This is a genomic window from Singulisphaera chitinilytica (genome assembly GCF_049331405.1).
Taxonomy (GTDB): Bacteria; Planctomycetota; Planctomycetia; order Isosphaerales; family Isosphaeraceae; genus PoT.
Genome location: NZ_CP186274.1, coordinates 8,294,176 through 8,307,365, shown reverse-complemented (window position 1 = coordinate 8,307,365; position 13,190 = coordinate 8,294,176). Strand labels below are relative to the sequence as shown.

General features: G+C 63.3%; 9 protein-coding genes. 1 reads left to right on the top strand and 8 read right to left on the bottom strand.

Annotation, left to right across the window (positions count from 1 at the left end):
- Positions 1-20 precede the first annotated feature (20 nt).
- The 6 genes from ACOYYX_RS32425 to ACOYYX_RS32400 all read right to left on the bottom strand — a co-directional run bounded on the left by ACOYYX_RS32425 (position 21) and on the right by ACOYYX_RS32400 (position 7,365).
- On the bottom strand, positions 21-800 hold the full coding sequence (locus ACOYYX_RS32425) for a serine/threonine protein kinase (RefSeq protein WP_422926805.1): 780 nt from the start codon (positions 798-800) through the stop codon (positions 21-23).
- A gap of 574 nt (positions 801-1,374) precedes the next feature.
- Positions 1,375-3,003: a hypothetical protein gene (locus tag ACOYYX_RS32420; RefSeq protein WP_422926804.1), complete on the bottom strand. Its 1,629-nt coding sequence runs from the start codon at positions 3,001-3,003 to the stop codon at positions 1,375-1,377.
- Positions 2,993-3,610: a fused DSP-PTPase phosphatase/NAD kinase-like protein gene (locus ACOYYX_RS32415; protein ID WP_422926803.1), complete on the bottom strand. Its 618-nt coding sequence runs from the start codon at positions 3,608-3,610 to the stop codon at positions 2,993-2,995. Before ACOYYX_RS32415 ends, ACOYYX_RS32420 begins: the two co-directional genes overlap by 11 nt.
- 284 nt (positions 3,611-3,894) lie before the next feature.
- On the bottom strand, positions 3,895-4,899 hold the full coding sequence (locus tag ACOYYX_RS32410) for a vWA domain-containing protein (RefSeq protein ID WP_422926802.1): 1,005 nt from the start codon (positions 4,897-4,899) through the stop codon (positions 3,895-3,897).
- Between the two features lie 616 nt (positions 4,900-5,515).
- On the bottom strand, positions 5,516-5,941 hold the full coding sequence (locus ACOYYX_RS32405; RefSeq protein ID WP_422926801.1) for an RNA recognition motif domain-containing protein: 426 nt from the start codon (positions 5,939-5,941) through the stop codon (positions 5,516-5,518).
- 170 nt (positions 5,942-6,111) lie between these two features.
- A complete protein-coding gene (locus ACOYYX_RS32400) occupies positions 6,112-7,365 on the bottom strand; it encodes a dolichyl-phosphate-mannose-protein mannosyltransferase (protein WP_422926800.1) in 1,254 nt (417 codons plus the stop codon).
- A gap of 353 nt (positions 7,366-7,718) precedes the next feature.
- On the opposite strand from ACOYYX_RS32400, the gene ACOYYX_RS32395 reads away from it, so the two are divergent.
- Entirely contained in the window at positions 7,719-8,669 is a 951-nt protein-coding gene (locus ACOYYX_RS32395; protein ID WP_422926799.1) for a hydroxyacid dehydrogenase, read from the top strand.
- Between the two features lie 77 nt (positions 8,670-8,746).
- On the opposite strand, the gene ACOYYX_RS32390 is transcribed toward ACOYYX_RS32395, so the two are convergent.
- Positions 8,747-11,431, bottom strand: a complete 2,685-nt coding sequence (locus ACOYYX_RS32390; RefSeq protein ID WP_422926798.1) for a thioredoxin family protein — start codon at positions 11,429-11,431, stop codon at positions 8,747-8,749.
- Positions 11,432-11,490: 59 nt separating this feature from the next.
- Positions 11,491-12,834, bottom strand: coding sequence for an acyltransferase family protein (locus ACOYYX_RS32385; RefSeq protein WP_422926797.1), 1,344 nt, complete (start codon positions 12,832-12,834; stop codon positions 11,491-11,493).
- Between the last annotated feature and the right edge of the window lie 356 nt (positions 12,835-13,190).

The following is a 13,190-nucleotide window of genomic DNA, read 5'->3' as shown; positions in this document are numbered from 1 at the left end:
GGCAAGTCTGGCGCAGGGGCTCAGGCCCGAGCTTCGACCGGAATCTGCCGCAGGATATCCGCGACGTTCGCCATCGACTTCCAGCGATCAGCCGGGCGCTTGGCGATCATCTTGCGGATGAGGTCTGTGAGTTCGGTGGGCAACTCGGGGTTGGCCTTGGCCGGGTCGAGCGGCTCGGAGTTGATGCGCTGGAGCATCATGGCTAGCGAGTTGTTGTTCGACGAGTCGTAGGGCAGTCGGTCCGTGAAGAACTCGAAGGCCATCGCGCCGAAGGAGAAGATGTCGAGCTTCTCGTCGGTCGCCTCGCGTCGGATCAACTCGGGCGCCATGTACTGAATGGTACCCGTGCGGTTGCCGGGGCGGCGGAAGACCGGCGTGTTGGGGACCGTCAGTCCGAAGTCGATCAGCTTGACGATGCGATTGTTGTCCACCAGGAAGTTCCTGGGGTTGATATCGCGGTGGATGAGCCCCTGGGCATGGACCATGGCCAAACCCTCGGCCGCCTGGGCGAGCAGTTCGAGCTTCTCGGCCAGGTTCGCCGAGCGCGTCTCCCGGACGAATTGGAGGCTGACCCCGTCGATGAACTCCATGACGATGAAGTGCTCACCTCGCGTCGAGTCGCCGTACTCATAAGTGCGGACGATGTTCGGGTGCACGAGCTTCATCGCCATCTCACCCTCGGAGGGGCGATTTTCGTAGGCCGCTCGGGCCGCCGCGGCGCTATTCTTGTCGGGGATCTGGATTTTCAGGCAGACGGTCCTGCCGTTCGATGTGTCGATGGCGCGATGGACGCGCGACATACTCCCCTGGGAGGTCATCGAGAGCAGGTTGAATCGGCGCTGAATGTTGACGCGAGAGCGTCGAGGCTTGGTGGCCGCCTTAGGAGCCGGAACGGCTGCGGTTGTGGTTGGAGCTTTCGGAGGGACCTGCGGATTGGGTTGGCTCTTGGATCCGAGTAGCTCTTTAAGCTTTCCTAGCATCGCTGTTGCACCCCTCTACGCAGGCTCACCAGTCGTGACGCGTTCTTCCCGATGGAGCCTGTTCAACCCCTACCGAGCGATCAAGGCGCTTCGGATGGCTCGTCCACATCCTCAAACGCGAATGACCTCATTTCAATCGCCTTCAGTTCTCAATGTCATTGTAGCGTACGGTCGTGATGGACGGCGGTGACTCATTCTGCGTTTTTTGTACCGAATAGCGTTGAAATTTCAGTAGATGTTCTATTTCTCACCATACCTTCAAACTTCGGAATCGCAAAGCGAGATTTATCAAGACGCTTGCGCACAAGAACGCCACTCCGTCGCAACGACTGAGAATCGATGCGAAGAGTGGCGTTTTCGTCTCACGAACTTCGTCGGTCAGGCCTGGATCAGCTCATTCTTCGCGGGTCTGACGAGCCAGCCTCCACGAAAACTCTCCCTGGGTACGAGCCAGGACGCGAACCTGACCATGCTCATCCTGGAAGCTCGAGACCTTGAGAATGGGCGTCGCATCTTCGGGCCAGTGCTCGAATTCCGCCTCGAGCAGTAGGATGAACTTCGGTTGAGTGCCCGGTTGGTACGCAATGAGCTTCGGGGCGGCGAGCTGTCGGACCTGTCGGCCCGTCGAGAACGCAAGGTCGAACGGCCACGTGTGAGTCGTATAGATGGGCCACCGGGGTGGGACCCACTGACCGATGGCTCGTCCCCAAGGGCCCTGGCTCCGCCGGTAGTTCCACTCGGGGACGTAGTAGCCCCAGTGCCCGAGCTTGAGGCTGATCGCCAGCAGGAGCAGCGTGAGCATCCCGCGGCGGATGTCCCCCGTCGCTACGCCCATCGCCGCGATGGCGCCCATCGAGAACGCCAGGACGAGCAGGACCATCGCCACATATCGATAGTAAGGAGCCGCACTCGCCAGGCCGATGCCCCCAATCGCGGCGACCACGATCCAGATCGCGGCCAGTCCTACGGCGATCGCCAGGAAACCCCGGCGGGCGGCCGTCGACACGTTGAGGGTCCAGAGTCGATCGAGGCAAGCGGCCGCGGCGACGGCAAGGCCCGCGAGGATTGGGATCATTGCTGCGGAGGACAACCCCGGGATGAACGTCCCGACGATCAGGCCGGCGCCGGCGACTTGCAGCCAGCCCAGGACGTAACGTCGCTCGGGCGGATTCCAACCATCGCGGACGGATCGGCTGAGGCCAATCAGGGCGATCGGCCCCCAGGGCAGGCTCAAGGCCACGACCTCGAGGGCGAGGAACCAGGCAGATGTCTGCGTGAACGGGAGTGTCAGCGCCGCGGCCCAGGCCTCCGCCGGCATGACGGAGAGTGCCCACGCCGACCAGGCCACGATCGTGACCAGCGGAGGCAGCAGCAGGCCGACTCCGAGCTTCGACTCGCGACGGCCGATGACGACCATCGTGAGAGCGATCAACGCCAGAGGCGGCCACCCACCTGCCAGGAATGCCAGACTCGCCCAGATGCCCGAGAGCCAGTCGGAGCCGCGAGCCAGGAGACGATCCAGGGCGGCGATGACCCCGAGGCCGGCGACCAGGTTCAGGATGCCGCCCGCCGATCGGTCGATCAGGGCGACGCTACCGAACCAGCAGAGCGAGACGATGATCGCGCTTCGGATGCCGAAGAGGCTCGTGAAGCGAAGGAAGAGGACCAGGCCGGTCAGGATCCCGGCGATGGCGGCCGGCCAACGCACCGACGCGGGAGTGGGGAATTCGGAGTCTTCTCCCTGACCCCAGACGTGGCTCGGCCCCACGGTTCCGGGCCAGAGGCTCGGCTCCCATCCGCCGTAGAGCTGACCCATCGGGCCGAACGCACTCGCCGAGGCGAGCCCGATCTTGGACTCGACCGGGCCGAGGTCAAGGTTGCCGCCGCCGATCAAGACGAATCCGGCGGCGAGGGTCAGGAAGGCCACCCAGGCATAGGCCAGGGCCTGGCGACTCGGCTTCTTGGGCATCTCGACGGTCGCGGGCGAATTCGACGTCACGTCCTGGTCGTCATCAGCGGACATTGGTGGTCTCCTTCGCCCTTTCCTGGGTGCGTTGCTGCTGTTGCTGGTCCAGGACCACGGCCTGGTCGTAGATCGCCTGGTTGGGGTGGTTGCGGACCATTCCGTAGATGTATCCCGGCAGCCAGCCCTCGCGATAAGTCTGTCGCCTCATCTCGGCGGCCACGTCCTGGATGGTCCAGCCGTCGCGTTCGAATCGGTAGAGGGCGACGGCCGCACCGGTCCGGCAGGTCCCGCGGGCGCAGTGGATCAGCACCGGCCTGCGTGCAGGATCATCACATGCTTTGAGGACTTCTCGAAATTGATGTTCACGGCCGAATCCGTCGCCGGGCATGGGCAGGTTCACGAACCCGATGCCGAGCTTCTGCGTGATCTCGCGTTCGGCGTTGACCCCGTCGCCCGGGTACTGGAAGTTCACGACCGTGCGGATCTTGTATTGGCTGATGGCGTCCTTGAGCTGGTCGCCGTTGAGCTGTCCGCTGCGGTAGAGGACACCGGGCTTGACCACGTCGAAGTGGTCCCAGACTAGCCGGTTGCGCCGGGTCTCGATCGTGATCCAGGCGGCGATCGCCGCGATGCTGAGCGTTGTGACAATGATCGCCGTACGCATGGTTCCCCTCCCGGAGCCGGGGAATGAACAACGAATCAAGGGGCGTCCACCTGGGCACGCCGATCCCGACCTGGCCGGGATGGGTGGCCGCTGGCGAACGACGCGTCTCGAGGTGGACTGGCCGTTCCCTGGCCGATCGGTCCACGCGGCACGATGCGTCGCCGTTACCCTAGGTGCGCCGATCCCTGGGTCGACCGCGGGGACCCAAAGGGCGCATCGAAGAACGGAGAGCGTGCCGCTTGCGGCGGGATGGTAGGAGAGATTGGCGGAGAGGTCAATCCGAATCAGGGCTTCGGGAACTTGGTGACGTCGAGGTAGCGATAGGATCCGCCCGTCGAGTTCGCCAGCCGTCGGAGCGGGCCGGAGCCGCCGAGGTCGGCACCTCGCCCGAACTCGATCGCCTGGATGCGCGTCTTCCCCGCCTCGGACAGGATCTCCGAGGCATCGGTGTTCGTCATCAGGTCTGCGTCGGTCAGGAAGAAGATCACCTCCGGACGAAGCGCCAGGGCCGCTCGAAGCGCCAGCATATGATCGGTCCCGCCATCAGGTAGGATCGTGTCGAGCTGGACCTTGACCCGCGACTTGTTCCCGGGGCTCGCGGTCATCAAGCCTTGATTTCCGTTCGGGTCGGACAGCATCGTGGCCTTAAGGTTGTAGAAGACCACGGCGAAATGGGCCGAGGGGGGGAGATGGCCCAGGCTGGCGAGCAACTCGCGTTTGGCAACATTCAAGGCATTCCGCGTCGCCATACTCCCCGAACAATCAATGACGTAGGCAAACGAGACGGCGTTTTCCTTGGCGCCGAAGAACTCGGTCCCGGGGCCGACGCCGCGACCGACGCCACCACCGGAACCGGTCCCGGAACCCCCGCCACCCCCGGCCGAAGGGCCTGGGAGGACGCCGATCCCCGACGTCTGGGGCCCGGGCAGCGCCCTCGGAGCCGGGTCGGGCAGGCTCGGATTCGGGATGATCTCCGAGATCAGGGCATCCGCCGCCGGGTCGCGTGCGAGGCCTGGCGATTCGGTGCCGTTGGCCGAGGGGACGACCTCGAGAGTCCCCTGGCCGCCGATCTCGCCGGGGCTGCCCCCCGCCTCCGTGGCCTCGCGATTGTCGACGGGATCAAGCTCGCCTCGGACGCTCCCGGACCTCGTATCCGTGCTGGGCGCAGAGACGCTGAACGCGGCCAGGGAGATCGCGAAGATGAGGACGCCGTGGAAGGCAAGGGAACTCACCAGCGACTTGGGATCGGTGAGAGGCGTTCGTCCCAGCCATTCTCGGAACCGTGGCATGATGAAAGTCCTTTACCATCCTGGGGGGAGCGCTGCAGATCCCGCGAGCGTTGACTGCCTCGAATCCTCGTGGCATCGGCGGTCAGCCCGCGATCCCTCGTCCGCGGTCGGCAAACTGGGAGTAGTCCCGGCGAGATCCTCCCGGCCGGGAAATCGAGTCAAGTATTCAGGATTGAGCGTATTTGAGTGCTAGCCACATCTCGAAAATACCAATGTCGATTCCCGCACGAACTCGCCTGATTTCGGTCGTCCTCCAACGTCCTGGGTGGATTGACGACAGCCTGCACCTCCATGCGATAACGGAGTTTCTTCGGGGCCAGAAAATCCTTCAAAAGAGCCTGATTTTACGAATATACAGAATTCGACAAGTCAACGTGATTCAAGGATTGGAAAAAGTTGGATGAGGATCAAGCGAATGGTGAAGACTGATAAGATCGCGGAGAAAGGAAATCGTAAAAACGACGAAAGGCCGACCCAAATTGGTCGGCCCGATCACCGAATGTGATGCGCTGATTTGTCGAGAGCAGGTCGCCGAGAACTGCAGAGGAGCGAGCACGCAAGTCGGCAGCGTGGTCAGACCCGTAAACGTGTCGGGCCAGTGCTACCGACTTTTGGATCAATAACGGCCGCCGCGACCGCCGCCGCCGCCACCGTAGCCGCCACCGCCACCGCCGTAGCCGCCACCACCGCCGCCGCCGTAACCACCACGGCCACCGCCGCCGCCGCCGTAACCACCACGGCCGCCGCCGCCGCCGCCGCCGTAACCACCACGACCGCCACCGCCGCCGCCGCCACGATCCTCACGAGGACGGGCTTCGTTCACGGTCAGGTTACGACCGCGGAAATCCTGGCCGTTCAGGGCGTTGGCCGCTTCGTCAGCGCCGTCAGCCATCTCAACGAAACCAAAGCCCTTCGAGCGGTTGGTGTCGCGGTCGATGATGATCTGGGCAGACAAAACCTCGCCATACTCGCTGAACAGTTCCACCAAGTTGTCTTCGGTGGTGTCGTAGGTCAGATTGCCGACATAGAGCTTCTTGGCCACTGTCATACCTCTGCGAATTGAGCGTTCTGGCGAGGCTAGCACTGGAAACGGCTAACTAAAAGGAACCCGCCGAGAGCGGCTGTCATTAGCCTAACGTTTCTCCCTGATTTGAACAGCTAGAATCCGCGAGGAATTTGAATTTTTTTTCCATGATGAATGACCATGGGTTTTCACCCCAACTTATCGCTCGATGCTTTCCTATTTTGAGGCAATCCGAGGGCCGCGACGAGGGCAATCGCGGGCACGATCGGCGCACGCATCCGCAGATCGGTCCAATAAAAGAGATGCACGCCCGTAAGTGTCAGAATGAAAATCGCGGCCATGATTTGCGGCCATGACCATGATTCCTTGCGTAACGTCCCCCGGATCAGGAAAATCCAGAGCGGCAAGGTCCAGAGCGTGGTGATCCACCTCAATTTCGAGGAATAAACGGCCCCCGCAGGTGCAATCGCCCAGAATCGGCTCAACCTGGACATGGATGCCCGGCAGAAATCAACCGGCCGGTCCTTGATCATCGCCAGGGCGGCGCCTCGCAGTCGGCGGTCGGCCTCAATCTCGCCGAGCCCCGCAACGAATTGATTCGTCTTCACGAACCAATCCCGCTGATTTGGCCCCGACCAGACCGTGCCCGGTGGCCCGTTGAGCACGTCATCGTAATAGACGGGATTATTGGCCAGTGCCAGGGTGTAGCCGCCGTGGGTTGTCGTCCAGACCGGTTCCCCGAAAATTCGGGCGTTCCGCCAGGCCCAGGGGGAGAGCGTGGCCAGCGTGACGACGGCCAGGATTGCTCCTCGGCCAAGGCGGGTCCTTCGAGAACCGGGCCCTAGCATTACCGAGGCAAACGCTGCGAGGAACGCCGCGGGCAGGAGGCTCGGACGGCAGAGACTGGCCAACCCGAATCCCATCCCGCCGAACATCGCTCCGCGTAGGCCGGGCAACGTGCTCACCAGCAGGGTGGCGACGACCAGGAACGCGGCGAAGGTCTCGGTCATGACCATCCGCGCCTGGGAGACGAGCACGGGGTCTGCCGCGACCACGAACGCCGCGGCGAGTGACGCGTGATGGGACATCCTCCAACGCCTCCCGGTCCAGCCGGTGGCGACGATGGTGGCCCCGCCGATCAGGACGTGGAGCGTCGCGATTCCGAGGGGCAAATGTGTGCCGAGGCCGCCGACCAGGGGGGCCAGCACGATGGGGTAGAGGGGAGGCCGATAGGCCGTGGGTCGCCCCTTCAGCGAGAATCCCCGACCGTCGAAGAGCGAGCGGGCGAGTTTGAGGTAGTTGTCCGGATCCTCCAGTTTGCCGATATCCCCGGAGACGATCGCGATCCTCAGCACTATTCCCAACAGCACGACGAATCCCAGGGCGATCCACCACGAACCAGGCTCGCGAAATCTCTCATCGAAAGTCTTTATCGTCTTCATGGGATGAAATCAATAGATCCGGGAGACAAAGACTTTCTCATGAAGGAAGGCGGACCTGCGTAGACCCCATGTCTCGTCGAAAGGGTTGGTGCCGGATGCAGTTTGTCCCGCGAGTCGATGCGACGACTCGAGCGAAGTGTTCACCCATCGGCGCCCACGCGGCATGGGCCATGCTATCGCGCCCGCGTCGGGTTGTGGTAGCCTGGTTCCATATCGAAGGGCAACGAGTGTGTCTTTCCACAAAAGGCACCTAGCTTGCCCCGCCAGTCGCACCCCATCCTTAACGAGGCTTAGCGAACGCAATGGCTCAGCGTCCCGTCGTTCTCTCATTGACCAAGATGCACGAATCGGGGATGCGGATTCTCCGCGAGTCGGCCGAGCTGAGGATGGCGTCGGGCACCGATCCCCAGACCCTCCAGCGCGAGATCGTCGGCGTCGACGGGCTCATCATAAGGACGGGCGGGATCGTTGATGCGGCGCTCCTCGACCGGGGAGATCAACTCAAGGTCGTGGGACGTCATGGCGTCGGCTATGACCAGATCGACATCGAGGCGGCGACCGAACGCGGGATCCAGGTCGTCTACACGCCGGGGGCCAATACGCAGAGCGTGGTCGAGCACGTCTTCGCGATGATGATCGGCCTCTCCAAGCACTTCCCGCAGATGATGTCGGCCCTCGCCGCGGGGGACTACCACGCACGGACCCGGATGATGGGCCGGGATATCCAGGGTCGAACCCTCGGGATCGTGGGCTTCGGCCGGATCGGGCGGCGCGTCGGCGAGGTCGCCAAGACCGCCTTCGGCATGAAGGTGCTCTACCACGACATCATCGCCGCCCCCCAAGATATCGAAGCCAAGGCTGGCGCGGTCCGGGCAAGCTTCGAGGAAGTCTTGCGCAACTGCGAGTACGTCACCTTGCACGTCCCGCTCGACACGTCGACCCGCGCCATGATCAACGCCGACTCGCTGGCTCTGATGCGTCCCGACGCGATTCTCATCAACGCATGCCGAGGCCCCGTCGTCGTCGAGGCCCAGGTCGCGAAGGCCCTGGACGAGAAGCGGCTCTGGGGCTATGGCGGCGACGTCTTCGAGGTCGAACCGCCCCCGCCCGGTCATCCGCTCATCGGCCGGCCCGACGTCATGCTCACGCCCCACAGCGCGGCTCAGACTGATGAGGGCCTTCGCAACATGGCGACGGGAGTCGTCGAGGACGTGCTCGGGGTCCTGAGTGGCAATGCCCCCTTAAACCCCGTGAACGACCCGGAACTGGTTCTTGCGAATCGTCGACGCCTGGGAAAGGTGTGAGATAGCCATCTCGATGGAAATGCAAAAGGGCACGAGTTCGGCCGAACTCGTGCCCTTTTGTCGTTAGCGGATGTCGTTCAGTCCCTGTGAATCGGGGCCTGGGCGACCGCCCCGTTTTCCTCGGGCTTCGCCGAGGCATACTTGGTCAGCGCGTCTTCGAGGAACTTCACGAAACGATCCGGGAAGACATATCCCCCCTTCGATGCGAGGACCTTGCCCTCGGCATCCAATACCACGTAGAACGGGTTGGTCGTTTCATTGGCCAGATCGAGCAAGCGGTTCTGATTGCGCTCGGCCAGTTCCGCCCGGTCTTCCACCTTGATCGAATTAATGGGGACGATATCGGTGTAAAGCTGGACGGTCACGAACTGCGAGAGAAGCTTGACGACCTCGGGTCGGGGCAGGACGGTCTGCTCCATCTTGCGGCAATTCACGCAGTTGACGCCTGTGAAGTCGATCAGGACCGGCTTGCCCGCCGACTTGGCCTTTTCCTTCGCCGCGTCGAGGCTCATGCCCCAGGCCACGCCATGAACCGACCTCTGCTCGCGTTCGGCGGTGTCAGGGTCGCTGGACTTGGCCTTCGCCTCGCCTCCTTCGGAGTCAGATCCCGTGGTGGCGACCGCGGGAGGGGCGGCCTCGAGGTCGCCCACGTCGGCCGGGAGGATCCCGACCAGTAGGTCCCAGAGCGGGCTCTTGGGGGGCCGTCCGAAGAGAGCGGGCGCCAGGAAGAGTGTCAGGGCCAGGAACAGCGAGCCGATAACCAGGCGACCGGGCCCGACTTTGACTTCGTCATGATCGTGGTCGGTGCGGAAGACGCCCAGCAGGTAAAGGCCGCAAACGAGCGAGAGGCCGACCCAGGCGGACAGCACCACCGAGGCATCGAACCAGGCGTCTTCGGGGACGGTCCCGAAGCCGAGCTCGGCCGTGTTGACGAACTTCAGGGCCGCGCCGATTTCGATCAGGCCGCCCACGACCTTCACCGTGTTCATCCAGTCGCCGCTCTTGGGCATCTTGGACAGCAGGCCCGGGGCCAGGGCGAGCAGGAAGAACGGGAGCGCCAGGACCAGCGAGAAGGTCGCCAGGCCGATGATCGGATAGAAGAACTGACCACCCGCCGCCATGACGATCAGGCCGCCGACGACGGGGAAGGTGCAGGTGAACGACGTGATGGTCAGGGTCGTCGCCATGAACATCACGCCTACCAGGCCGCCGCGGCTCTCGCCTTGAGCCGAGGCATTGAGGAGGAAATTGGGCAGGCGGACCTCAAAGAGACCCAGCAAGCTCAGGCCGAAGGCCAGGAACAGGGCAGCGACCCCGACGTTCAGCCAGGGATTGTTCGCGAGGTTCTGGAGGGCGGTCGCGGAGAAGAAGAAGGAGACGAGGACGCCCACCGAGGTGAAAATCCCGATGATCGCGAGGCAATAGGCGACGGCAAGGCCGGTCGTCTTGCCCTTGTTCTTATGCCCCTGCTTCACGAAGAAGTTGACCGTGATGGGAATCATCGGCCAGACGCACGGCATCACCAGGGCGAGCAGCCCGCCGCCCGCCGACATCAACAGGAACGGGATCAGGCCTTTTTCGGCCTCGCGAGCCACCTCGGTAATAGGGGCTGACTTCTTGGCCTTTTCCGCAGTTGCCGTGGGTCCGGCCGAACTGGCCACGCTGGAAGAGGCGTCCTCGGAGGAGGACTTAGACGTGGTCGTGGTCTCGGCGACGGCGAGCTTGGGCTCCTCCGCCTTGGGAGCCGTTGGCGTTGAAGGAGGCTCGACGGTGGCCGTCGTTGCAGCCGGAACTGGAGCCGGGGTCGGCTGCATGGGCTCCTCGACCTTCGCGACGCTCTTCGCGGGTTCGGCCGGAGTTGGGGCCTCCGTCTTGGCGACTTCGGCCGGAGCGGCGGGAGGCGTCGTGGGGAGAGTGGCCGGCATCTCGGCCTTCGCGGTGGTCGCTTCCGAGGCCTGGGCCGCGGGCTTTTCGGACGGGGCAGGGGACGGAGCGGGGGCCGCCGGATTCTCGGCCACGACGGGAGCGGCCGGGGTCTCGGCTGGCGGTGCCGGCTTGTCCTTCGCTTCCTCGGGCTTGGGTTCGGGCTTCGGGGCGTCGCCCGTGGAAGGGCCTTCGTTCAAAGCAACCGGCGCCGCCGGAGCAGCGGCAGGCGCGGCGGACGACTTGTCGTCGGCGGGAAGGACGGTTAACTCGACGGCGGGAAGGGTCCACTGGCCGGGCTGCTTGCAACTGTTGGCGTTGCAGATCTGGTAGCCGGCCTGGCATCGCAGGCTCTTCTTGCCGGGCTCGGTCCCTTCGGGGATCTGGAGCTTGATCGACCAGGTTGCCTCGTCCTCAAAGAACTCGATCAAGGCGTTATCGAAGAGGGGTTCACGCTTGGCGATCGGAGCCTTCTCCGACTTCCACTCGCCCGAGAGCTTGAGGCCGGCGGTATCGAAGAAGTCGAACGTCGTGTTGCGGGGGCTCGCGCCATCGCCGAAGGGCTTCTTGCCAAACTTGTAGATGTGCCAACCCGGCTCAAGTTTGAACTTGACCTGGTAGGTGACGGTCTCTCCCGGCTTCGCCTCGCTCGGCGTGACGGTCGGGGTGCTAGTCACCTCGGCGGGTCGGGTCCGGGGGTTGCTATCCTTCTTCGCGGGCTTGGCCTCGGCGGCGTAGCCTCGGGAACCGAGTTGGGCCCGGTCGCCGATCCCAAAAAGGATGATGGTGGCCACGCCAAGCGTGGCCATGAACGAGCGTGGATAGGAATTCCTACGCATGGCATCGAGTCCCGTGGAACAAGGGCCGCGGACCCTCGCGGCCGCGCGGTCGGCACGAGTTATCGTAAACCGACCTGCTCCTCGGGACAAGCCAACGCTCGCTCCGAATCCTTTAAGTCAGCCGAAGCAACCCGCGTAGCAGTCCCACCTTCGAGCCATCTGCCGAGTCGTCGGTTATGCACGAAGACCGTATAAGTGGCCGCGCTCATGCCGAGCCCGATGAAGGACACTGCGGCGAATTTGACCCCCGCACTCCACGCGAAACTGCGTAAAGCGATCTGAGCCAGTCCTACCCAAGGAAAATGGGTAAGGTAGGTCCAATAGGATGCGTTTGCGAGTTGACGAAGGACTGGTGAGCTCTGTTTCAGAAACCTTCGTGCCAGGCCCCACAGCCCGAAGAAGGAAAACCATCCGAAACATGCCCCGGACGCCGCCAGCCAGAGCAGGGACCATCTCGTCGTTGTGAACACGAGGTCGTGTTTGAGGAGGCTGAGTCGGCAAGCCAGGGCAAGGCCGGCGCCGGCAAGGTAAAGCGGCCACCACGTTCCGATTCGGTTCCAACCAGAACGGCATCGGGCGATCATGGTCCCGACCCAGAAGAACCAGGCATGATGCAGCCAGCGGAAGGCGTCGGGGAGGAACGAGTTTCGCAGATCACAAACGGCATCGACCTGAATATTTGGACGGGCATGGCCGATCGCCATGATGGCCACCGTTGGGATAGCCGCCAGGAACGGAGCCCAGGGCGAGAGGGGCCAGGAATTCGCTCGCGACGTAAACGGGTCGGAGGCGGACGGATGTCGACGCTCCACCCTCGTCCTCACGACTCCATACACGGCGAGCATCAGGAGGAGATACTGCAAGAACCAGAGATGGGCCGGGCCATGCCACTGGTCGCGGATCACTTCGTGGAGGAACTGGAGTCGGAGGAGTTGGCGCCAGGTACACCAGTTCATCGTGAGCCAGCCGGTCGCCCAGACAGCCAGCGTGATGGGCAAGACCCCGACGACAGCACCGAGAAACGGGGCGAGGATGCGCCTTACCCGGTCCTCCGCATATCCCCTCGGCCCGCGTCGGTCGAAGATCTGGGCGGCGCCGAGGCCCCCGAGGGCGAAGAAAATCGGCATCGCGACGCCGACGCTCGCCCAGAAGATCGCGTCGAAGGTGAACGAACAAGACGGATCACGGACGGCCCAGAGCAGGCGGGGGATGCGAATCTCGACATACGCCAGGGCGGCGTGGGCCAGGACCACGAGGAGCATGCCCAGGACGCGGAGCGCGTCGATCGAGGCGTCTCGGCCGGACGCGGCTTCGCGAACGATCGGATCCCTGCGCCAGATCGATCCGCGAGGCTCTGCCGTCGATGGAGCAACTCGGTCGTAACTCTCTTGAGAGCCAGGCACGTCAGAAATCCTCTCGATCCCTCTGGCTCATCCCCATTTGGCTCGTCCTGAGCCGAGGATTCTTGAGATCCAACGCGTTCGACAATGTATTCGGCCGACTGGAGTTCGTAAATCAAACATTGGTGGGGACGCACCCCTGGAACTGATCCAGGTTTCCTCGCCCTCAAAAATTGCGCAGATTGATTAAAAACATGGAAACGGATTTCTGACAAGAGGGATCGATCGCATTGAGTGTCGCTCAACTCGATCGGGCCGACTTCAATTTTTTCGCGTCCAGCATGTTGTCGGAGCTAGCTTACAAATACCGACTTCCTGGTCGCAAGAAGAGCCTGCGTTTCTGACTTAGGTTAACAGTC

Coding starts and splice junctions, on each gene's coding strand:
- ACOYYX_RS32410 (WP_422926802.1), bottom strand. CDS start 4,899: ATGCCACGGTTCCGAGAATGGCTGGGACGAACGCCTCTCACCGATCCC.
- ACOYYX_RS32415 (WP_422926803.1), bottom strand. CDS start 3,610: ATGCGTACGGCGATCATTGTCACAACGCTCAGCATCGCGGCGATCGCC.
- ACOYYX_RS32400 (WP_422926800.1), bottom strand. CDS start 7,365: ATGAAGACGATAAAGACTTTCGATGAGAGATTTCGCGAGCCTGGTTCG.
- ACOYYX_RS32395 (WP_422926799.1), top strand. CDS start 7,719: ATGCGGATTCTCCGCGAGTCGGCCGAGCTGAGGATGGCGTCGGGCACC.
- ACOYYX_RS32390 (WP_422926798.1), bottom strand. CDS start 11,431: ATGCGTAGGAATTCCTATCCACGCTCGTTCATGGCCACGCTTGGCGTG.
- ACOYYX_RS32425 (WP_422926805.1), bottom strand. CDS start 800: ATGTCGCGCGTCCATCGCGCCATCGACACATCGAACGGCAGGACCGTC.
- ACOYYX_RS32420 (WP_422926804.1), bottom strand. CDS start 3,003: ATGTCCGCTGATGACGACCAGGACGTGACGTCGAATTCGCCCGCGACC.